Origin of the sequence: Brevundimonas sp. AAP58 (genome assembly GCF_001295975.1) — a bacterium.
In the GTDB taxonomy this organism is placed as follows: Bacteria; Pseudomonadota; Alphaproteobacteria; order Caulobacterales; family Caulobacteraceae; genus Brevundimonas.
Genome location: NZ_LJHU01000018.1, coordinates 77,047 through 95,820, shown reverse-complemented (window position 1 = coordinate 95,820; position 18,774 = coordinate 77,047). Strand labels below are relative to the sequence as shown.

Below are 18,774 nucleotides of genomic sequence, written 5' to 3'. Positions count from 1 at the left end.
TCACCCCTGGAAGCTGGCGACGGCGGCGACGATGCGGTCCTGGGTCGTCTCGTCCAGATCGGAGTGCATCGGCAGGCTGATCACCACTTCCTTCTTGGCCTCCGTGACCGGCAGGCCACCGGGCCCGCGCGGATGGTGCGAATAGGCCGGCTGGAGGTGGCACGGGATCGGATAATAGACCGCGCTCGGAACCCCCTCGGCCTTCAGGTGGACGGCCAGACCGTCGCGGTTCGGGTGCTCGATCGTGTACTGGGCCCAGTTCGAGATGTTGCCCGCCGGGACAAACGGCACGGCGGTGACGTGGGGTGCCAGCATTTCGTTGTAGCGGGCTGCGATGCGGTTCCGCCACGCGATCTCTTCGGGGAAGATCTTCAGCTTCTCGATCAGGACGGCCGCCTGGACGGTGTCCAGACGGCTGTTCATGCCGACACGCATGTTCAGATACTTGGGGTCGTGATCGAAGGTGCGGCCGGCCAGATCCTTGGCCACCGCCTTGCCGTGGACGCGGTAGCTGTCGATCTCCTGCGCCAGATCGTCATCGTTGGTTAGCACCGCCCCGCCGTCGCCGTAGCAACCCAGCGGCTTGGCCGGGAAGAAGCTGGCGGTGGTGACGTCGGCCCATTTGAGTGGATGAGATCCATCCAGCGTGCAGCCGAAGCCCTGAGCCGAATCCGAGATCAGCTTCAGCCCGTGCCGGTCGCAGATGGCCCGGATGGCCGGGTAGTCGGCGGGCTGACCGAACAGATCGACGGCGATCACGACCTTGGGCTTCAGACGGCCCTCGGCGATCGTCGCTTCGATGGCGGCCTCCAGATGGGCCGGGTCCATGTTGTAGGTGCGGTCGTCAATGTCGACGAAGACCGGCGTGGCCCCCAGCCACGGCACGACCTCGGCGGTGGCGCAGAAGGTGAAGCTGGGCACGAACACCGCGTCTCCCGGCCGGATGCCCCAAGCCATCAGCGGAAGTACCAGAGCCTCGGTGCCGTTGGCGCAGGACAGGGCGTGCCTGGCCTGGCCGAACTCGGCCAGCATGGTTTCGAACTCGCGCACCTGCGGCCCCATGACATAGGCTCCGCTCTCGACGGCGGCCATGACGGCGGCCTCGATCCGCCCGTTCAGGCGACGGCGCTGGGCCTGCAGGTCGATGAAGGCGATGCTCATGTGCGGGATGCCTCTGTCGCGACGGCGCGATCCACGCCCGTCCGTCCGGTGTGCCGCCTCTAACGCGACGAGAGGGGATCGCCAACCGACACGGGCTCACATCGCGTTGCGCCTTGCAACGGTCGACCGTATGCAGACGGCCCCGTTTCGGAGTTCTCCGTGTCGCCTGCCCAGCCCACCGTGCCCGCCGTCTTCCTCGATCGCGACGGCGTCCTGATCGAGGACAGCGGCTATCCGCATCGGGAGGAACACCTCGTCCTGATCCCCGGCGCGCCGGAGGCTGTGCGGCGTCTGAATGCGCTCGGCTATCTCGTCGTCATCGTCACCAACCAGTCGGGCGTGGCGCGGGGGATGTTCAGCGAAGAGCAGATGCACCGCTTCAACGACCTGCTGGTGCGGCGTCTGGCGGCGAAGGGCGCGCGGATCGGCGCGGTCTACGCCTGTCCGTTTCACGCTGACGCCGAGGATGAGCGATACCGCCATCCGGACCATCCCGATCGTAAGCCCAACCCCGGCATGATCCTGAGAGCGGCCGCCGATCATGGCATCGACCTGTCGCGCTCCTACCTGATCGGGGACCGCCAGAGCGACCTAGAGGCCGCGCGCCGGGCGGGCATTCCGGGCTTTCTGTTCGAGACGGGAAATCTGGACGCCTTCGTACGAGACCTGATCGGCGCTTGATCGCAATTCTTCCGGCAATGAAATACCCTGAATTCTGACGCGAGGGCGTCGAAGACGGAGCGTGATGTGTCAGAGCCGCAACCCTATGCCGAACGCCGCTGGACCTCGTCGGACGGCCTCAGCCTTTACGCGCGGGATTATGGCGGCGGCGATGGGTCCGTTCGGCTGCCAGTCATCGCCATCCACGGTCTGACCCGCAACTCCGCTGATTTTGCGCATATCGCCGGGCTGATCGCGCGCAGTGGCCGACGCGTGCTGGCGGTTGACGTGCGCGGGCGTGGCAAGTCGGATCGCGCCACCGACCCCATGACCTATCAGCCACCGGTGTATGCAAAGGACGTGCTGGAACTGCTGGATGCGGCCGGCATCGCGCGCGCTGTGTTCCTCGGCACCTCCATGGGCGGACTGATCACCATGGCGGTGACGGCGCTGCGCAGCCGGGCCGTGGCCGCCGCCATCCTGAACGACATCGGCCCCGAGGTGGACAAGGCGGGGCTGGCGCGCATCGCCGCCTATTCCGGCAAGCCGGTCGACACTCCGACCTGGGCGGCGGCGGCGGCCTATGTCCGCGAGATTAACGGCGTGGCCTTTCCTCATTACAGCGACGCCGACTGGGACGCCTTCGCGCGCCGGGTGTTCCGGGAGGGGACGGAGGGGTCGCCGGTGCTGGACTACGATCCGGACATCTCGGTCCCGATCAAGGCGGCTGGCACCAAGGCCCTGGTTCCCAACCTGTGGCCCTATTTCCGGCGGCTGGCGAAGAAGCGACCAACCCTGCTGATCCGGGGCGAGACCTCCGACCTGCTCAGCGCCGACATCGCCCAGCGCATGCAGAAGGCCGCCCCGACCATGCGTTACGTCGAGGTACCCGGCGTCGGCCACGCCCCCATGCTGGACGAAGCGGCGGCGAAGTCCGAGATCTTCGAGTTCCTGCGCGACCTGCCCTGATTGTTCAGGGGCCGAAGGCGTCGAACAGGCCTCCGATGGTGGCGATACCTGCACAGTGACTATCGGCGAGGCTGCCGACGTTTCCTGCGGTCACCCCACCGAGCGCGAAAACCGGCGTGACCCCCGTGCTCGCCGCAGACAGGGCGTCCAACCCGAGAGGGGACTTCGCTGAAGAGACGCCCCCCGCTGGAAAGATCGGGGACAGCAGGACCGCGTCCAGATCGCGAGCGGCCAGGGCCGCCTCGACCGAATGAACCGCACCGGTCAGAAGCCAGTCGGGCCGTTTTCCGGACAGGGCATAGGCGGCGCTGAGACTGCGCTCTGGCAGATGTACTCCGTCGGCCTCGACCGCGTCGGCCAGATCAATATCCAGACCGATCAGGAGAGCGATGCCCCGCTCCCGCGTCACGGCCCGCAAGCGTCGCGCCTCAGCTGGTGCCTCGGGCCGGCCGAAACCGCGATAAACGACGCCAGAGCCCTGGGGCATGCGCGCGGCGATCTCCCACGGACGAGGCGTCCGCTCGGGATCGGTGAGGAACAGCAGCGGCGGCACGCGCGACGGTTCGCCCCCCCTGACAGCCAGCCGCGCTCGGGCTAGAGCCTGTGCCCCGGCCCAAAGGCGGGCTCCTTCCGAACGCGACGCATCCTCCATGGCCGCCTCATCCTCCGCTTCGACGCCGTCGTCCAGCCACCTGCTGAGCCAGCGTCTGCTTGCGATCCGGGCGCGCATGGACGCCGCCGCCCGCGCGGCCGGGCGCGATCCCGCCTCCGTCACCCTGACCGCTGTGTCCAAGACCCAGCCGCCCGAAGCGATCGACGCGGCGCTCGCGACCGGCCTGCGTGTCTTTGGCGAGAACCGGGTTCAGGAGGCGCAAGGCCGCTGGACCGATCGACGCCCCGATATACCCGATCTCGAACTGCGCCTGATCGGCCCGTTACAGTCCAACAAGGCAGTCGAGGCCGTCGCCCTGTTCGACGTCATCGAGACGCTGGATCGCGAGAAGCTGATCGGGGCGCTTGCCGCCGCTCAGGACAAGCTCGGTCGCCGCCCGCGTGTGCTGGTCCAGGTCAACACGGGTGAAGAACCCCAGAAGGCTGGTGTCTGGCCCCGCGACGCCGACGCCCTGATCGTCTCGGCGCGCGCGGCAGGCCTGCTGATCGAAGGCGTCATGGCCATTCCGCCTGCGGACGAGGAGCCAATCCTGCACTTCGCCTTGCTGGCCAAGATCGCGGCGAGGAACGATCTGTCCATTCTGTCGATGGGCATGAGCAACGACTACGAGGCCGCGATTCGCCTCGGCGCAACCCATGTGCGGCTGGGAACGGCCCTGTTCGGGGAACGAAACCCGTCTGTCGCGCCCTCTAGCATCTGATTCCAAACCCTTTTCGACCTTCGCCTTGGCGGGGACGACAAGCCTCGCCATGTTAGGTCCATGCCGACAGCCAAGACTGTACTTCTCATTGACGACGACGACGACCTGCGTGAGGCGCTGGCCGAGCAACTGGCGCTGCATGAGGAGTTTCGCGCCGTTCAGGCCGCGACGGCCAGCGAAGGTATTCGCCTGGGCCGCGAGATTCGCGCTGACTTGATCCTCCTGGATATCGATTTGCCCGACATGGATGGCCGCGAAGCCTGCCGTCTGCTCCGCAAGGATGGCGTGTCGACCCCGATCATCATGCTGACAGCGCAGGACTCCGACGCCGACACCGTGCTGGGGTTGGACAGCGGTGCCAACGACTATGTCACCAAGCCCTTCCGCTTCGCCGTACTGCTCGCTCGCATTCGCGCCCACCTGCGCAGTCATGAGCAGTCCGAGGACGCTGTCTTTCAGATTGGACCCTATGAGTTCCGTCCCGCAGCCAAGATGCTCACGGACACAGCAGGCAGGAAGGTGCGGTTGACGGAGAAGGAGACCAACATCCTCAAGTATCTCTACCGCGCCGGGGCCAAGCCGGTGTCGCGCGAGGAATTGCTGACCGAGGTTTGGGGCTACAACGCGGGTGTCACGACCCACACGCTCGAGACCCACATCTATCGCCTGCGCCAGAAAATCGAGCCTGAGCCTGGACTTGCAAGACTGCTGCTGACTGATTCCGGGGGCTATCGACTACAGCCCTGAGACGATGACTTTGGTTGTGTCCCCCAAGAGAGACGTCGCCTGAGACACTCAGGCATTGAAGCCGAGCCTCAGGTCGCCGCCTCGATGCACGTGATGACAAGCAGGATAAGCGCCGCGCATGTCACGCTTGCGACCATCAGATGAGAGACCAGTCGAACGGCCTTCAACGCTCTTGGCTCGAGGTCGAAATACTCCGCGGCCTCGGCGTATCGATCGAAGATCGCATGTGGTTCATCACGAAAAGCGTCCGGAGCGTCTTCTCTGCGGATTCGTAAGCTGAGTTCTGCTGGGCGACGCGGATCATGACGGCGGGGTCTGACCGGTCCCACGGTGCGCAGAGATCGAGGAACTGCCGTTGTATCTCCGCCCAGCTCACGATCAGAATATCGTCCTCCCGATGCCGAAGCGGACGGAAGCGCCGGTCGAACTCCGACTGCTCCGCCATGAGGCTGAGCTTCTGCTCCGGAGTGAGCGGCGGCAAGTGTATCGGTAGCGGAAAATTGAGACTGGCAATGTCTTGCGCCGGGCGAACGCTCCGGTCTTCCACGGGAAGGGTCTGAATCGTCATGGGCTCCTCCATCCGAAGAGAAGCCTGACAAGGACCCTCGATTCGCCACGAGCGCCGATGTTTGGGGCCCCCAATCACTGAGGGGGTCCAGCCCGCGTTCGTGGAGGAGCAGCATCCTCCCTGCCTGCTGCCGCGTGCGGCATCCAAGTCGCCTGACGATCACCTTGAGTCGGTCGTCAACCGTATGGTGTGATCGGCCGACGATGGGGGCGATTTCTTTTGAGGTCAGTCCAGCGGCAGTGCACCTGAGGATGCCCAGGTCGAGCTCCGACAGGGAGGACAGGACGGCAATCACCCCTGCAGAGGTTTGGACCATGCCGCAACGATATTGACCGACTGTGATTCGCGCTATCGCCCAGCCGGACAAGCCTGCAAGGAGATCGCGCTCCCCACGACCTCGTCGGCTTCAGCCGTAGAGGTCGCCGAGGTAGACCCGGCGGACCTCAGGGTCGTGGATGACCTCGTCAGCGGTGCCTTCGAAGAGGACCTCGCCGTTGGAGATGATCGAGGCGCGGTCGATGATGTCCAGCGTCTCGCGCACATTGTGGTCGGTTATCAGGACGCCGATGCCTTCGCCCGCGAGGTAGCGGATCACCTGGCGGATGTCGGCGATGGCCAGGGGATCAATGCCTGCGAAGGGCTCGTCCAGCAGCATGAAGCTTGGCCGGCCGGCCAGTGACCGCGCGATCTCGACGCGCCGACGCTCGCCGCCCGACAAGGCGGTGGCCGGGGCGTGGCGCAGGTGGCCGATGTTCAACTCGTCGAGCAGGCGGGTCGTTTCGGTCTCGATGGCCTTGCCGGTGGCGTTCAGTTCGACCACCGACATGACGTTCTGCTCCACGGTCATGCCGCGGAAGATCGAGGCTTCCTGCGCCAGATAGCCCACGCCCATGCGGGCGCGCTGGTACATCGGCTGGCTGGTGATATCGACGCCGTCCAGCCAGATGGAGCCGCTGTCGGCCGGGATCAGGCCGGTGATCATGTAGAAGCAAGTGGTCTTGCCGGCGCCGTTGGGACCGAGCAGGCCCGCGACCTCGCCGCGCTGAACGGTCAGCGAGACGTCGCGTACCACCTGACGCGCGCCGAAGGCCCGGGCGATGTTCTGGACCCGAAGGCCCTTGTCGAGAGCGGGCTGCGGCGCGGCGGCCGATTCGGCCTCGCGCTCCTTCAGGTTCAGGGCTGAGAGTTCCTTGCGCGCCATCGGGTCGCCGACCGGGCCTTCGCGGGCCTCAGTTCGACCCTTCCGGATAGAAGACGCCACGCACGCGCCCGCCCTGGCCGCCGCCCTCGATTCGGGCCTGGCCGGTGTCGACATTGTAGCTGAGGCGCGAGCCGGTCAGGACGTTCTGCCCCTGACGCAGGATGACGTCGCCGGTCACCACGACGGTGGCGTTGGACACGGTGTAGACCGCCCGGTCGCCCCGGATCGTCTCGGTCGGGGTGACGTAATAGACATCGCCGGTGGCGCGCAGCTCAGTGAGGTCGCCGTCTGCGACATCGCCTTCGATGGCGTTCGCACGCAGCCGTGCCTGCCCCTGGGTGATCTCCGCGCGACCGCGCAGCGCCAGGCTGGTGTTGGTCAACTCACCCGAGTCCGCGCCGTAGCCGATCGGCTGGTTCGACGTGTTCGGCCGGCTCTGGGCCAGCGCCATGCCGCCCGCCGTGAGCACGAGGACGGTCGCGGCCGTCACCAGGAGATGCGTCGTCTTCATGGTCATTCACCGGAGGCGGCGGCGATCGTGCCCCGCACCTTGTTTTCGCCCGAGCCGCTGAACACGACCCGCTGGCCCTGTTCATATATGGCATAGGACGTCGCGGAAATGGTTCCAAGCGGCCCGCGGCCCTCGACGCCCTTGTCGCCGGTCACGACCCCGGTGGCCGTGTTCACGACCGCCTCGGGCGTGGTCAGGACGAAGCCGGAGCCGCCGTCGGAGATGCGGACGTTAGGGCCGATGGTCACCGTGCGTTCGGTCTCGTTGTAGAGGCCGGCGTCGGCCGTCATCTCGGTCACCTTGGCTCCCCCGAGATTGAGCCGCAGCACCGGGCCGTTCAGGCGGAACCGACCGGTCGCAGGATCGCGCACCGCGCCCTCCGCCCCGATGACGAAGCTGCGCCCCTCGGCGTCCTGGCCGTGGAACATGGGGTTATCGAGGCGAATGTCGCGCGCCTGGCTGGCCTCGCGCTCAACGCCGGACATGACCGTTCGGAAGACAGTCCAGGTCAGGGCGCTCCCCGCCAGCACCACGATCAGGATGGGCAGCAGGCGGCGATAGAGGCGCACCCGTTGCGACCGCGCGCGCCACCGCTCGGCCTCAGCCGCCAGCCGCGCCTCGTCGGCGGCCTTGCGGTCGTGGGCCGGGTCGCTCTGGCTCATTTGGTCCAGGTGTGGGCGAAGATGTCGTCCTCGAAGCCCATGAGGTCGAGCCGCGCGCGGACCGGCAGGAAGTCGAAACAGGCCTGGGCCATGGCGGTGCGCCCTTCGCGCGCCAGCATTTCATCGAGCTTCGCCTTGATGACGTGCAGGTGCAGGACATCAGAGGCGGCGTATTCCAGCTGGGCCGGGGACAGCTCCGCTGCGCCCCAGTCCGAGGACTGCTGGGCCTTCGACAGGTCGATGCCCGCCAGTTCGCGCGCCACGTCCTTCAGCCCGTGCCGATCGGTGTAGGTTCGGGCCAGCTTGGAGGCGATCTTGGTGCAGTAGACCGGGCGGGTCTCCACACCGAGGTGCAGCTCCAGCATGGCGATGTCGAAGCGACCGAAATGGAAGATCTTCAGCACGGACGGATCGGCCATCAGCCGTCGCAGGTTCGGGCAGTCGTAGCTGGGCCTGTTCAGACGCACGACATGAGCGTCGCCGTCACCGGCCGATAGCTGGACCACGCACAGGGGATCGCGGCGAAAGCGTAGGCCCAGGGTCTCGGAATCCACAGCGACTGCGGGGCCCAGGTCCAGGCCGTCGGGCAGGTCGCCCTCATGAAAGTGAACGGTCATGGCGCTTCCTAGCGCAGCCGCTGTTCCGATGCGATAGGCGCTACCGCCGAGCAAAAGGGGTCCGGACGGTGTCCGGACCCCTCAAGCATCTGGTTGTGGCGGAGCTTAGTGGCCGCCGACGGGTGTGCAGACAGTTCCGTCGGTGCAGTCCGAGAAGTGGACCTGCGGCGGCTCGACCATGATCTCCGACGGCCGCACATGGACCTCGGGACGCTGGACGTAGATCTGGGCCGGCGCGATGCGGATCGGCGGGGCGTCCACATAGACCGGCGGGCCCTGGATGTGGACGACCGGGCCGGCGACGTGGACCGGACGGCCGATCACCCGGTAGCCCGGCGAAGCGACGTGAATGGCCGGGCCGGCCGGGACGTGGATCGGCGGCGGCCAGCCGCCGGGAGGCGTATAGCCGCCTCCACCCGTCCACGGGCCGTAGAAGTCGACGACGCGGGTGCACGCGCAGGCGTCATGCGAGCCGTGCGGGCGTTCGTGGCATCCGTGACCATCCGACGCCGGCGCGCCCGAGATCAGCATGGAGGCCACGATCGAAGTGATCGGATCCATTCAGTCAGCTCCCCTCTCAAGTCCTTGCGAGACTTCACTTTTCTCCTATCAGGCGAACCTTGGAGGAGGCCGGCGACCCGCAGCAACACGGTTATATTAACCATTTTAGACTGTCTACCTCCGGGGCCTGGCTTGCCCTGTGGTGTGGCGGCGACTACACGACTTCGCGTCATCGGGGAGTAGTCGCCCGCGCGTTCAGCGGGGCCCGCGTCAACAGACTTCCTCTCGCCCGGAGAGGATGGCGCGAGCGGAGCATTTCATGGCGAGACCATTGGGTCTGCCGACCGTCCCTCAGGCAGCGAGGCTCCGCGAGCCGAGCGTTAGGGACCGTCCCTCAAGCAGCGAGGCTCCGCGAGCCGAGCGGTAGGGACACATGAAATGCCCTGACAAGACCGTTGGCTTCGCAGGGTCGATTCCACGCGGGGTCCGGCTGCGAACGCCACAGGTCCGTCCGCCGAGGCCCCGCGAACGAGTGCGTTTTGGACGCCGTGCTGATCTCCGTCGGCCTCGTCTCCCTGGCGGAGATCGGGGACAAGACTATGCTGCTGGCGATCGCGCTCGCGGCGACCTGGCGACGGCCGACGCCGATCGTCCTGGGTATCCTGGCCGCCACCCTGGTCAACCATGCCTTCGCCGCTGTGGCGGGCGTCTTGGCCGCCCAGTATCTGGATGGCCCCTGGATGCGCTGGGCGGTTGGGATCGCGTTTCTCGGATTCGCGATCTGGGCCCTGATCCCCGACACCCTGGAGGTCGATCAGGCCGAACCGGCGGAGAGGAGCGCCTGGGGCGTGTTCTCGACGACCACGGCGGCCTTCTTTCTGGTCGAGATGGGTGACAAGACCCAGATCGCCACCGCCGGCCTGGCCATCCGCTTCGAGAACCTGTTGCTGGTCATCATCGGATCCACGATCGGCATGATGCTGGTCAACGGCCCGGCGGTCTGGCTGGGCGAGGCGACGGCCCGCAGATTGCCGCTGACATACATCCGCATGGCCGCCGCCGCCGCGTTTGCCGCGACGGGGCTGTGGGTCCTGATCGCGGGCTGAGCCTAGAAGAAGCGCTCACCGATGCGAATGGTGTCGCCGGGTGCCACCTGAGTATTGGTCGTCAGGGGATAGACCTGTTCCCCGCCACTGTCGGCACGGCGGATATAGACCCGGCGCGTGTCGGCCCGGTAGGTGAAGCCGCCCGCAGTGGCCACGGCGTTCAGCACCGTCAGATTGGCTGTGTAGGGATACTCGCCCGGCGTGTTGACTTCGCCCAGGATGTAGAAGGGCCGGTAGTTCAGCACCTCGGCGTTGACGCGCGGTTCGTTGATGTAGCCCTGCCGCAGCGCCTCGGCGATGGATTCCTGCAGCTCGGCGATCGTCAGGCCTTCGGCCTGGACTTCGCCGATCAGGGGCAGGGACACCTTGCCCGAGTTGCCGACGGTGAATTCGCCGGTCAGGGCTTCCTCGCCGAACACATTGATCCGGACCTTGTCGGCGGGGCCGAGCCGATACTCGGGCACGATCCGCACGGCGGCGGCCACATCGCCCGTCTGGGCACCGGGAGAGATCGCCGGCGCGGCGGCGCAACCGGCCAGGATCAGGCCTAGCGCCAGACCAAACAACCAGGTCAGACCGTTACGCATGACGTCATCCCCTGCATCCCTTTGGCTTTCTAGCCTTGGCAAGCGCCCTGATCCAGTCCGGGAACGCTGTTTGGCGATCAGAGTTGATGATCCATCCGTCGCCTGAGCATCCATGCCGTTGAGCCTGTCTCGGGTCGTCCCTCACGGTTAGCCCGGATGAAGCCGGCATTGTCCAGGATGGCCGCATAGGCCTCTTCGCCGAGACTTGCGTGATAGAGTCGCTCGCCGCGCCAGTCGCCGATGCTCACGCCGGCCCCGGTCGCTATAGTCATCATCAGAACGCCGCCGGGTCGCGTGTGCGGCAGCAGGCAGCGTAGCGCCCGGCGCTGATCGCCCGGGGCCAAGTGGAACAGGCTATACCAAACGAGCACGCCGTCGAACGAGCGATCAAGGTCGAACGCGCGCATGTCGCCGACGACCCATTCGCCGTCGGGCAAGGTCTGCGCGGCATGGGCTATGAGGCGAGGTGACGCGTCCAAGCCAGTAACGCGAAGGCCGCGTCCGATCAGCGCGGCGCCCCAGGGCCAGCCGGAGCCGCAGCCAACGTCGAGCACGGTTCCGCCTGGCGGCAAGGCCGCGGCAAACCGGTTGAAAGCCTCGATCTCGTCAATGGATTTGGCGGAACCGCCAAGGGCCGGACCGCGATCGGCGATCCAGCCCTCGGCCTGGTCGTCATAGAGGCCGATGATGCGAGCGGCCGGGTCCGTCATTGCGCCAGGAAGGCGTCCAACTCGGCGAAGAAGGCCTGGGGCTGGTCGATGAAGAGGAAGTGCGCCGCGTCGTCGATGCGGGTCAGCTCCACGCCCGGCAGGGTCGCGTAGGACATGCGGTAGATGCCGTCGGTCATCTCGGGCGTCATGCCGGGGAAGTCGAAGGCGACGTAGACCACCTCGGTCGGGACGGTGATGTTGGCCAGCTCGGGCCGCAGGTCGGTCACGATCAGCTCGCGGTAAGCATTGGACGAGACCGTGCGGTCGCTGGACGCCGTGTCGGCCAGGATCATGGGCTCGGCCGCCTCGTCGCGGACCATGGCCGCCACCGTCTGGGCGGCCTGGGCGCGGTAGGCCTCTTCGGGGCTGTTCAGCATCTGGGCGTGGACCTGGTCGGCGATCGGCGTGACGCTCTCGACGGTCGGATTGGTCCCCGGCTGGCCGAACATCGCGCCCATGAAGGGCACCATGTCCACGACCATGAGCTTGCCGACCGCATCGGGGTGACGCGCCGCCAGCATCATGCCGATGGTGCCGCCCATGGAGTGGCCGACGACGGCGGGCTTATCCAGACCCTGCTCGGCGATGTAGCGGGCGATTTCCTCGGCGACCGGCGCGGCGACGGGGCCTTCGGCGTTGCCCTCGACCGGGGCTCCGGCGAAGCCCTGGATGTGGATGGAGTGGACCCGCCAGCCCGCGCCCAGATGATCGATCGTGCCCTGCCACACCTTGGGCGAGGAGCTGAGGCCCGGGATAAGGATGATGTCGCGCACCCCCGGACCCGCCTCGCCGTCGACACGGACGTGCATGCGGGTGGACTCGAAGTCGGCGTGGCGATGATGCGAGTGGTCGGCCTCCTCGCGGCTCTGGGCGAAGGCCGGGGCGGCGAGGCAGAGGGCGGCGGCGGCGCAAGCGAGCGTTCTGAACATGGCGATGTCTCCTGTGTGCCCGGGATATGCGGCAGTCACTTTGGAATGTAAAGTACTTTTCCAGGTCAGACCGATATGACCTGCATTCCGAGCCATTCGGCGATCAGGGCGGGCTTCTCTGAGCCTTCGATTTCGACGGTCAGCTCGTGCTTCAGCAGCCAGCGCCCGCCACCCTTGTCCTCGGCCGACAACAGCTTGAAGCGGCCCCGCACCTTCGATCCGGCGGGCACCGGGGCGAGAAAGCGCAGCTTGTCGAAGCCGTAGTTGACGCCCATCACCACGCCCTCGAGCGGCTTGACCGCGTCGTAGGACATCGCGGACGCGAGGCTGAGGGTCAGGAAGCCGTGGGCGATGGTCCCGCCGAACGGGGTGGCCTTGGCGGCTTCCGGATCGACGTGGATGAACTGCTCATCCTCGGTGATCTTGGCGAAGGCGTCGATGCGGGCCTGGTCGATCTCGACCCAGCGGCTGACGCCGACCTCCTGGCCGATCAGGGATTGCAGGTCACTCGGCTTGGTCATGCGGCGGCTCCGGTGAAGCGGTCTTCGATGATCTCGGCGAACAGGGCGGGGTCGATGTTGCCGCCCGACAGGATGACGGCGGTGGTCCGGTCGCGCGTGTCGACCTTGCCCGCCAGCACAGCCGCCAGCGCCGCCGCCCCGCCCGGCTCTAGCACCAGCTTCAGCGTATGGAAGGCGTAGCGGACGGCCTCGGCCGCCTCCAGGTCGCTGACGCCCAGCGCGCCCTTCAGGACGCGCTGGTTGATCGGGAAGGTCAGCTCGCCGGGGATCGGGGTCTGAAGCGCGTCGCAGATCGAGGGCGGGGCCTTGGGATGCCCCACCCGCTGCTTGGCCGCCAGGGACCGCGCCGTGTCGTCGAAGTTCTCGGGCTCGACGGCCCAGCTGAGCGTCTTGGGGCTCTTGGCCTCCAGCACCAGGTTGATCCCGGCCATCAGCCCGCCGCCCGAGCAGCAGCAGACCAGTTGATCGATCGCCGTGTCGGCCTGCTGCAGGATCTCCAGCCCGCTCGTGCCCTGACCCTCGATGACGAAGGGATCGTCGAAGGGCGGCACCAGCACCGCGTTCTTTTCGGCCGCCAGCGCAGCGCCGATCTCCTCGCGGCTCTCGGTCCAGCGGTCATAGAGGCGCACCTCGCCGCCGAAGCGCCGGACGCCCGCGATCTTGATGGCCGGGCTGTCGGCCGGCATGACGATGGTGGCGCTGGTCCCGACCTTCAGAGCGGCGGCCGCCACGCCCTGGGCGTGGTTTCCGGACGAGAAGGCGACGACCCCGCGCTCGCGCTCATCGTCCGTCAGGCGGCTGATGCGGTTGTAGGCGCCCCGGAACTTGAAGGCGCCCGCGACCTGCAGGTTCTCGGCCTTCAGCAGGATACGCCCGCCCGCGCGTTCGTTCAGGGCGGGGCTCTCGATCAGGGGGGTGCGGACGGCGACCCCCTCGATCTGACGGGCGGCGTCGATGACGCCCTCGAAGGAAGCGATGCGGTCAGCCATGTCTGGCGGATTAGCGCATCGCCCGATCCTGCGTAAGGTGGCGCCATGACGACCTGCATCCTCGCCATCGACCAGGGCACCACCTCCACACGCGCCATCGCGTTCGAGCTGAGGGACGAGGGGGGATTGCACCCGGTCGCCATCAGCCAGATCGCGCTCCAGCAGCACTTTCCAGCCTCGGGCTGGGTCGAGCATGACGCCGCCGAGATCTGGACCGCGACGCTCCAGACCTGCCGCGAGGTCATCGCCAAGGCCGGCGGGATCGGTCGGTTCTCGGCGATCGGTATCACCAACCAGCGCGAGACGGCGGTGATCTGGGACGCCGCGACCGGCGAGCCGCTGCACCGCGCCATCGTCTGGCAGGACCGGCGGACCGCCGACGTCACCGACCGCCTGAAGGCCGAGGGGAATGAGGCGGCGGTGCAGGCCGCGACGGGGCTGATACTGGACCCCTATTTCTCGGCCACCAAGTTCGCATGGCTGCTGGACGCCGTGCCCGGCGCGCGGGCGCGGGCCGAGCGGCGCGAGGCGCTTCTGGGCACCATCGAGACCTGGCTGATCTGGAAGCTGACGGGCGGTGCGGCCCACGCCACTGACGCCACCAACGCCAGCCGAACCTCCCTGATGGACTTGAAAGACCGGGTCTGGCGCGACGACCTGTGCGCCCTGTTCCGGGTTCCGCGCGCCGCCCTGCCGGACATTCGCGAATGCGCTGGAGAGCTCGGCCAGACCGAGGCCGGACTATTCGGCCGTGCCTTGCCCATCACCGGCTCGGCGGGCGACCAGCAGGCGGCGCTGGTCGGCCACGGGGCGCTGAAAGCCGGCGACGCCAAGATCACCTACGGCACCGGCGCCTTTCTGGTCGCCAATGTGGGGCCGGCGCCGGTGGCTTCGACCAGCCGGCTTCTGGGCACGCTCGGCTACGCGGTGGATGGCGACGGCGCCTATGCGCTGGAGGGCTCCATCTTCTCAGCGGGGTCGGCGATCCAGTGGCTGAGGGACGGCGTGGGCATGATCGCCGACAGCCGGGGCTCGGAGGCGCTGGCGCAGGGCTTGAAGGACAACGGCGGGGTCTATCTGGTGCCCGGCTTCACGGGGCTCGGCGCGCCCTGGTGGGAGCCGGACGCGCGCGGCGCGGTCATCGGCCTGACGCGGGACTCCACGCCGGCCCACTTTGTCCGCGCGGGGCTGGAGGCGCTCGCCTTTCAGACGCGCGACCTGCTGGATGCGCTGGCCGCGGACGGGGCGCCGAGGCTGGGCGTGCTCAAGGTCGACGGCGGGGTCACGGCCAACGCCTTCGCCATGCAGTTCGTCGCCGACATCTGCGAGGTCACGGTCGAGCGCCCGGCGTTCCAGGAGATGACGGCGCTGGGGGCTGCGCGGCTGGCGGCCTTTGGCGCGGGGCTGATCGACGACCTGGAGCCGCGCGGCGACGAGGCGCCCGCCGTCTGGACGCCGCGCATGGACGCCGCCGAGCGCGAGCGGTTGCTGGGGGGCTGGCGTCGCGCGGTGCGGGCGGCCATTGTCGCCGCCCATGACTGACTCCGCCGCCCTCGACGACCCGCAATCGACCTTCTCCGGCACCCGCGAGGTCGATCCCCGCTATCGCCTGGACGAGGCTGCGCTCGACGCCTGGATGGCGGCCCATGTGGCGGGCTACGCCGGGCCGCTGATGGTGCGCCAGTTCAAGGGCGGGCAGTCGAACCCGACCTATGAGCTGACCACGCCCACCGCCGCCTATGTGCTGCGGCGCAAACCGCCGGGGACGCTGCTGCCGTCGGCGCACGCGGTGGATCGCGAGTTCACGGTCATCTCGGCGCTGCACGCCCAGGGCTTCCCGGTCGCCCGTCCCCATGCCCTGTGCACGGACGACGGCGTGATCGGCTCGATGTTCTACGTGATGGACAAGGTCGAGGGCCGGGTCCTGTGGGACCTGAAGCTGCCGGGCATGACGCCGGATCAGCGCCGCGCCATCTACGACGCCCAGGTGGACACGCTCGCGGCGCTCCACCGTTTCGACCCGGCCGCGATCGGCCTTTCAGACTACGGCAAGCCCGGCAATTATTTCGCCCGCCAAGTAGGCCGCTGGACCAAGCAGTATCAGGCGTCCGAGACCCATCCGATCCCCGACATGGACCGGCTGATCGCGTTCCTGCCGCAGGGGTTGCCGCCCGAAGGACCGACGCGGATCGTCCACGGCGACTTCCGGCTCGACAACATGATCCTGGCGCCCGACGCGCCCGAGGTGCGGGCGGTGCTGGACTGGGAGCTGTCGACGCTGGGCGATCCGATGGCGGATTTCTCCTACCTGCTGATCGCCTGGGCCATTCCGGCGAGCCTGCGCAACGGCCTGGCCGGCGCGGACCTGAACGCGCTCGGCATCCCCTCGGTCGAAGAGACCGTCGCCCGCTACGTCGACAAGACCGGTTCGCCGCCGCCTGCCAATCTGGACTGGCTGTTCGCCTATAACCTGTTCCGCCTCGCGGCGATCTGCCAGGGCATCGCCGGGCGGGTGCGGGATGGCACCGCGGCCTCGGCCCATGCCCGCACGATGGCGGCCCAGGTCGAACCCCTGGCGGCAGGCGCGTGGAGCTTCGCGAAGAAGGCGGGGGCTTAGCCTCCCTTCCTTTCCGCTCATCCCGGCGAAAGCCGGGACCCAGTGCTTTGGGAGATCAAAGGGCGCCGATCTAACCCGACGCCGGATCGACCCGTCCTGCCTCACTCAAGAACTGGGTCCCGGCTTTCGCCGGGATGAGCGGAAGGTTTGGGATCACAGAAAACTGTAGGGATCGACATCGACGCTGAGCCGGACCGAGCCGGGCACCTTCACCCGCGCCAGCCAGGCGCGCAGGAAGCCTTGCAGATCGACGTCGCGGTCGGCGCGGACCAGCAGCCGCTTGCGACGGCGTCCGCGCACGAGGGCCAAAGGAGCATCGGCGGGACCATAGACCTCGAGCCGCTCTGCGTTGGGGATGGCGGCCGCCAGCGCCGAGGCCGTGCGTTCGACCGCGCCCGCGTCCTCGCCGGACAGGATCAGCGCAGCCAATCGGCCGTGCGGTGGGAGCGAGGCCATCTGCCGCTCCGCCATCTCGGCCTCCACGAACGCGTCACGGTCGCCGGCGGCCAGCGCCATCAGTACGGGATGCTCGGGCGTCCAGGTCTGGAGCAGCGCGCGGCCGGGCCGGTCGGCGCGCCCCGCGCGGCCCGTCGCCTGGGTCAGGAGCTGGAAGGTGCGCTCGGCCGCGCGCAGGTCGCCACCCCTCAGGCCCAGGTCGGCGTCGACCACGCCGACCAGCGTCAGGCGTGGGAAGTTGTGGCCCTTGGCGGCGGCCTGGGTGGCGACCAGGATGTCGATCTCACCGTCTGTCATGCGCTGGATCAGGGCGCGCGCGGCCTTGCCGTCGGGCACGGTGTCGGAGCTGAACACGGCGGTGCGGGCGTCGGGGAACAGCAGCCGCACCTCTTCCTCGACCCGCTCGACGCCGGGGCCGACCGAGACCAGCGTGTCCTCGGCTCCGCAGGCCGGGCAGGCCTTGGGGCGCGGCATGGAAAAGCCTGTCAGGTGGCAGATCAGCCGGCCGGTGTAGCGATGCTCGACCAGCCAGCTGTCGGTGTCCGGCGCAGTCAGCCGGTGACCGCAGGCGCGGCAGAGGACGACCGGGGCATAGCCGCGCCGGTTGAGGAACAGCAGGGTCTGCTCCCCAACCGCCAGCGTCTCGGCCATTGCGGTGCGGAGCGGCGGCGAGAGCCATTGTTCCCGTTCGGGCGGGTGCTCGCGCAGGTCCAGCAGGCGGATGTCCGGCAGGGTCGCCGCCCCGTGCCGCCGTCCGAGCCGGAGCCAGGCGTATCGTCCCTGACGCGCGTTCCACAGGGTCTCCAGCGACGGGGTGGCCGAGGCCAGAACGGCGGTCGCGCTTTCGATCCGGGCGCGGGCCACGGCGAGGTCGCGGCCGTGATAGACGAGGCCGTCCTCCTGCTTGAACGAGCCGTCGTGCTCCTCGTCGACGATCAGCAGGCGCAGACGCTGGAACGGCAGGAACAGGGCTGAACGCGCTCCGACCACGATGTTACACCGGCCGGCGACGACCGCTTCCCACACCTGGCGTCGCCGGGGGCCGGAGACGCCCGAGTGCCACTCGGCAGGGGCTGAGCCAAAGCGGTCGGTGATGCGCTCGATCACGGCCTGGGTCAGGGCGATCTCGGGCAGGAGGATCAGGATTTGCGCCGTCGGATCCGCCCGCAGTGTCCGCGCCACGGCCTCGAGATAGGCCTCGGTCTTGCCCGAGCCGGTGACGCCGTCGAGCAGGAAGGCGGAGAAGCCATCCCTGGCGACGGCCTCGCCGATAGCCTGGGCGGCCGCCGCCTGGTCGGGGTTCAGCGTCGCGGGGCGGTGGTCGGGATCCGGCGGGTCGAAGGCGGCGACGGCGGCGATCTCGACGACCTCCAGCACGCCCTCGTCGATCAGGCCCTTGACGACGCCGGACGAGACGGCTGCCGCCCGGGTCAGATCGGCGGCGGGCAGGGCGCGGTCGCCCAGAGCGTCCAGCACCGCCGTGCGGGCGGGCGTGGGCCGGGCGGGCGTGCGGTCGCCGACGCGGCGCACGCGACGTTCGGGCCGCGGCGCGGGGTTGCGCAGCCCCTTCAGCGTAAGCGCCGCCATCTCGCCGGGCGGACTGAGCGTCCAGCGTGCGGCCCATTCGACGAAGTCGAGCGCGCCGCCCGGCACCGGCGGGTCGGTCAACCGTTGCTCCACCGCCTTCAGCCGCCGGTTTGAGCCGGTCGTCTCGTGCACCTCCGAGACGATGCCGCGCATGAGGCGCGGACCGAGCGGCACCGCGACCTGATCGCCGCGCGCGAGGTCGAGCGCCTCGGGCACCTCATAGTCGAAGGCCTCGGGCACCGGCAGGGGCAGAAGGACCGAGGCGACTTTCACCGGGCGTCCCGTTCGGCTAGACACCGCGC

21 protein-coding genes, 1 pseudogene and 1 riboswitch are annotated in these 18,774 nt (G+C 68.2%); of the genes and pseudogenes, 7 read left to right on the top strand and 15 right to left on the bottom strand.

The features are described 5' to 3' along the window. A complete protein-coding gene (locus IP78_RS03160) occupies window positions 1–1,161 on the bottom strand; it encodes a DegT/DnrJ/EryC1/StrS aminotransferase family protein (RefSeq protein WP_054110250.1) in 1,161 nt (386 codons plus the stop codon). Between the two features lie 159 nt (window positions 1,162–1,320). On the opposite strand from IP78_RS03160, the gene IP78_RS03155 reads away from it, so the two are divergent. Next, window positions 1,321–1,842: an HAD-IIIA family hydrolase gene (locus tag IP78_RS03155; RefSeq protein WP_054110249.1), complete on the top strand. Its 522-nt coding sequence runs from the start codon at window positions 1,321–1,323 to the stop codon at window positions 1,840–1,842. A 66-nt stretch (window positions 1,843–1,908) separates the two neighbouring features. Then, the gene (locus IP78_RS03150; protein ID WP_054110248.1) at window positions 1,909–2,790 is read left to right on the top strand and encodes an alpha/beta fold hydrolase; all 882 of its coding nucleotides are present in this window, start codon (window positions 1,909–1,911) and stop codon (window positions 2,788–2,790) included. A gap of 4 nt (window positions 2,791–2,794) precedes the next feature. On the opposite strand, the gene IP78_RS03145 is transcribed toward IP78_RS03150, so the two are convergent. Continuing rightward, a complete protein-coding gene (locus tag IP78_RS03145) occupies window positions 2,795–3,343 on the bottom strand; it encodes a thiamine phosphate synthase (protein WP_231680902.1) in 549 nt (182 codons plus the stop codon). 97 nt (window positions 3,344–3,440) lie between these two features. On the opposite strand from IP78_RS03145, the gene IP78_RS03140 reads away from it, so the two are divergent. Both IP78_RS03140 and IP78_RS03135 read left to right on the top strand, forming a co-directional pair. Further along, a complete protein-coding gene (locus IP78_RS03140; RefSeq protein ID WP_054110246.1) occupies window positions 3,441–4,163 on the top strand; it encodes a YggS family pyridoxal phosphate-dependent enzyme in 723 nt (240 codons plus the stop codon). Window positions 4,164–4,223: 60 nt separating this feature from the next. Continuing rightward, the gene (locus tag IP78_RS03135; protein ID WP_054110245.1) at window positions 4,224–4,910 is read left to right on the top strand and encodes a response regulator transcription factor; all 687 of its coding nucleotides are present in this window, start codon (window positions 4,224–4,226) and stop codon (window positions 4,908–4,910) included. 163 nt (window positions 4,911–5,073) lie between these two features. Here IP78_RS03135 and IP78_RS15615 read toward each other — a convergent pair whose 3' ends face one another. From IP78_RS15615 to IP78_RS03105, 7 genes and pseudogenes are all read right to left on the bottom strand, one after another. Further along, window positions 5,074–5,478, bottom strand: coding sequence for a hypothetical protein (locus IP78_RS15615; RefSeq protein WP_231680899.1), 405 nt, complete (start codon window positions 5,476–5,478; stop codon window positions 5,074–5,076). Window positions 5,479–5,602: 124 nt separating this feature from the next. Next, window positions 5,603–5,794, bottom strand: a pseudogene (locus tag IP78_RS15800) (LuxR C-terminal-related transcriptional regulator); the annotation flags it as partial. Between the two features lie 90 nt (window positions 5,795–5,884). After that, on the bottom strand, window positions 5,885–6,679 hold the full coding sequence (gene lptB, locus IP78_RS03125; protein ID WP_054110243.1) for an LPS export ABC transporter ATP-binding protein: 795 nt from the start codon (window positions 6,677–6,679) through the stop codon (window positions 5,885–5,887). A gap of 28 nt (window positions 6,680–6,707) precedes the next feature. After that, the gene (locus IP78_RS03120) at window positions 6,708–7,190 is read right to left on the bottom strand and encodes an LptA/OstA family protein (RefSeq protein WP_054110295.1); all 483 of its coding nucleotides are present in this window, start codon (window positions 7,188–7,190) and stop codon (window positions 6,708–6,710) included. 2 nt (window positions 7,191–7,192) lie between these two features. Then, window positions 7,193–7,852: an LPS export ABC transporter periplasmic protein LptC gene (gene lptC, locus IP78_RS03115; protein ID WP_054110242.1), complete on the bottom strand. Its 660-nt coding sequence runs from the start codon at window positions 7,850–7,852 to the stop codon at window positions 7,193–7,195. Continuing rightward, window positions 7,849–8,469, bottom strand: a complete 621-nt coding sequence (locus tag IP78_RS03110; protein ID WP_054110241.1) for a ribonuclease D — start codon at window positions 8,467–8,469, stop codon at window positions 7,849–7,851. The genes lptC and IP78_RS03110 overlap by 4 nt, the downstream gene beginning before the upstream one ends. A 105-nt stretch (window positions 8,470–8,574) precedes the next feature. Next, entirely contained in the window at window positions 8,575–9,030 is a 456-nt protein-coding gene (locus IP78_RS03105; RefSeq protein WP_054110240.1) for a hypothetical protein, read from the bottom strand. 162 nt (window positions 9,031–9,192) lie between these two features. Then, a riboswitch (yybP-ykoY riboswitch) is annotated at window positions 9,193–9,338 on the top strand. 180 nt (window positions 9,339–9,518) lie between these two features. On the opposite strand from IP78_RS03105, the gene IP78_RS03100 reads away from it, so the two are divergent. Continuing rightward, the gene (locus tag IP78_RS03100) at window positions 9,519–10,076 is read left to right on the top strand and encodes a TMEM165/GDT1 family protein (RefSeq protein WP_369814661.1); all 558 of its coding nucleotides are present in this window, start codon (window positions 9,519–9,521) and stop codon (window positions 10,074–10,076) included. A 2-nt stretch (window positions 10,077–10,078) separates the two neighbouring features. On the opposite strand, the gene IP78_RS03095 is transcribed toward IP78_RS03100, so the two are convergent. From IP78_RS03095 to IP78_RS03075, 5 genes are all read right to left on the bottom strand, one after another. Then, window positions 10,079–10,663, bottom strand: a complete 585-nt coding sequence (locus IP78_RS03095; RefSeq protein ID WP_054110238.1) for a polysaccharide biosynthesis/export family protein — start codon at window positions 10,661–10,663, stop codon at window positions 10,079–10,081. Window positions 10,664–10,740: 77 nt separating this feature from the next. Beyond that, complete coding sequence (locus tag IP78_RS03090; protein ID WP_054110237.1) at window positions 10,741–11,373, bottom strand: trans-aconitate 2-methyltransferase; 633 nt, start codon at window positions 11,371–11,373, stop codon at window positions 10,741–10,743. Beyond that, window positions 11,370–12,302: an alpha/beta fold hydrolase gene (locus IP78_RS03085; protein WP_054110236.1), complete on the bottom strand. Its 933-nt coding sequence runs from the start codon at window positions 12,300–12,302 to the stop codon at window positions 11,370–11,372. The genes IP78_RS03090 and IP78_RS03085 overlap by 4 nt, the downstream gene beginning before the upstream one ends. 65 nt (window positions 12,303–12,367) lie before the next feature. Further along, window positions 12,368–12,823: a MaoC family dehydratase gene (locus IP78_RS03080; protein WP_054110235.1), complete on the bottom strand. Its 456-nt coding sequence runs from the start codon at window positions 12,821–12,823 to the stop codon at window positions 12,368–12,370. Next, complete coding sequence (locus IP78_RS03075; protein ID WP_054110234.1) at window positions 12,820–13,812, bottom strand: threonine/serine dehydratase; 993 nt, start codon at window positions 13,810–13,812, stop codon at window positions 12,820–12,822. The genes IP78_RS03080 and IP78_RS03075 overlap by 4 nt, the downstream gene beginning before the upstream one ends. Window positions 13,813–13,857: 45 nt before the next feature. On the opposite strand from IP78_RS03075, the gene glpK reads away from it, so the two are divergent. Together glpK and IP78_RS03065 are read left to right on the top strand one after the other, a co-directional pair. Further along, window positions 13,858–15,354, top strand: a complete 1,497-nt coding sequence (glpK, locus tag IP78_RS03070; protein ID WP_054110233.1) for a glycerol kinase GlpK — start codon at window positions 13,858–13,860, stop codon at window positions 15,352–15,354. Beyond that, window positions 15,347–16,429 (top strand): phosphotransferase family protein, encoded by a 1,083-nt coding sequence (locus IP78_RS03065; RefSeq protein WP_054110294.1) that lies wholly within the window; start codon window positions 15,347–15,349, stop codon window positions 16,427–16,429. The genes glpK and IP78_RS03065 overlap by 8 nt, the downstream gene beginning before the upstream one ends. A 153-nt stretch (window positions 16,430–16,582) precedes the next feature. Here IP78_RS03065 and IP78_RS03060 read toward each other — a convergent pair whose 3' ends face one another. Next, window positions 16,583–18,745, bottom strand: coding sequence for a primosomal protein N' (locus IP78_RS03060; RefSeq protein ID WP_054110232.1), 2,163 nt, complete (start codon window positions 18,743–18,745; stop codon window positions 16,583–16,585). Window positions 18,746–18,774 lie beyond the last annotated feature (29 nt).

Coding starts and splice junctions, on each gene's coding strand:
- IP78_RS03160 (WP_054110250.1), bottom strand. CDS start 1,161: ATGAGCATCGCCTTCATCGACCTGCAGGCCCAGCGCCGTCGCCTGAAC.
- IP78_RS03140 (WP_054110246.1), top strand. CDS start 3,441: ATGGCCGCCTCATCCTCCGCTTCGACGCCGTCGTCCAGCCACCTGCTG.
- IP78_RS03135 (WP_054110245.1), top strand. CDS start 4,224: ATGCCGACAGCCAAGACTGTACTTCTCATTGACGACGACGACGACCTG.
- IP78_RS15615 (WP_231680899.1), bottom strand. CDS start 5,478: ATGACGATTCAGACCCTTCCCGTGGAAGACCGGAGCGTTCGCCCGGCG.
- lptB (WP_054110243.1), bottom strand. CDS start 6,679: ATGGCGCGCAAGGAACTCTCAGCCCTGAACCTGAAGGAGCGCGAGGCC.
- IP78_RS03120 (WP_054110295.1), bottom strand. CDS start 7,190: ATGAAGACGACGCATCTCCTGGTGACGGCCGCGACCGTCCTCGTGCTC.
- lptC (WP_054110242.1), bottom strand. CDS start 7,852: ATGAGCCAGAGCGACCCGGCCCACGACCGCAAGGCCGCCGACGAGGCG.
- IP78_RS03110 (WP_054110241.1), bottom strand. CDS start 8,469: ATGACCGTTCACTTTCATGAGGGCGACCTGCCCGACGGCCTGGACCTG.
- IP78_RS03105 (WP_054110240.1), bottom strand. CDS start 9,030: ATGGATCCGATCACTTCGATCGTGGCCTCCATGCTGATCTCGGGCGCG.
- IP78_RS03095 (WP_054110238.1), bottom strand. CDS start 10,663: ATGCGTAACGGTCTGACCTGGTTGTTTGGTCTGGCGCTAGGCCTGATC.
- IP78_RS03090 (WP_054110237.1), bottom strand. CDS start 11,373: ATGACGGACCCGGCCGCTCGCATCATCGGCCTCTATGACGACCAGGCC.
- IP78_RS03085 (WP_054110236.1), bottom strand. CDS start 12,302: ATGTTCAGAACGCTCGCTTGCGCCGCCGCCGCCCTCTGCCTCGCCGCC.
- IP78_RS03080 (WP_054110235.1), bottom strand. CDS start 12,823: ATGACCAAGCCGAGTGACCTGCAATCCCTGATCGGCCAGGAGGTCGGC.
- IP78_RS03075 (WP_054110234.1), bottom strand. CDS start 13,812: ATGGCTGACCGCATCGCTTCCTTCGAGGGCGTCATCGACGCCGCCCGT.
- glpK (WP_054110233.1), top strand. CDS start 13,858: ATGACGACCTGCATCCTCGCCATCGACCAGGGCACCACCTCCACACGC.
- IP78_RS03065 (WP_054110294.1), top strand. CDS start 15,347: ATGACTGACTCCGCCGCCCTCGACGACCCGCAATCGACCTTCTCCGGC.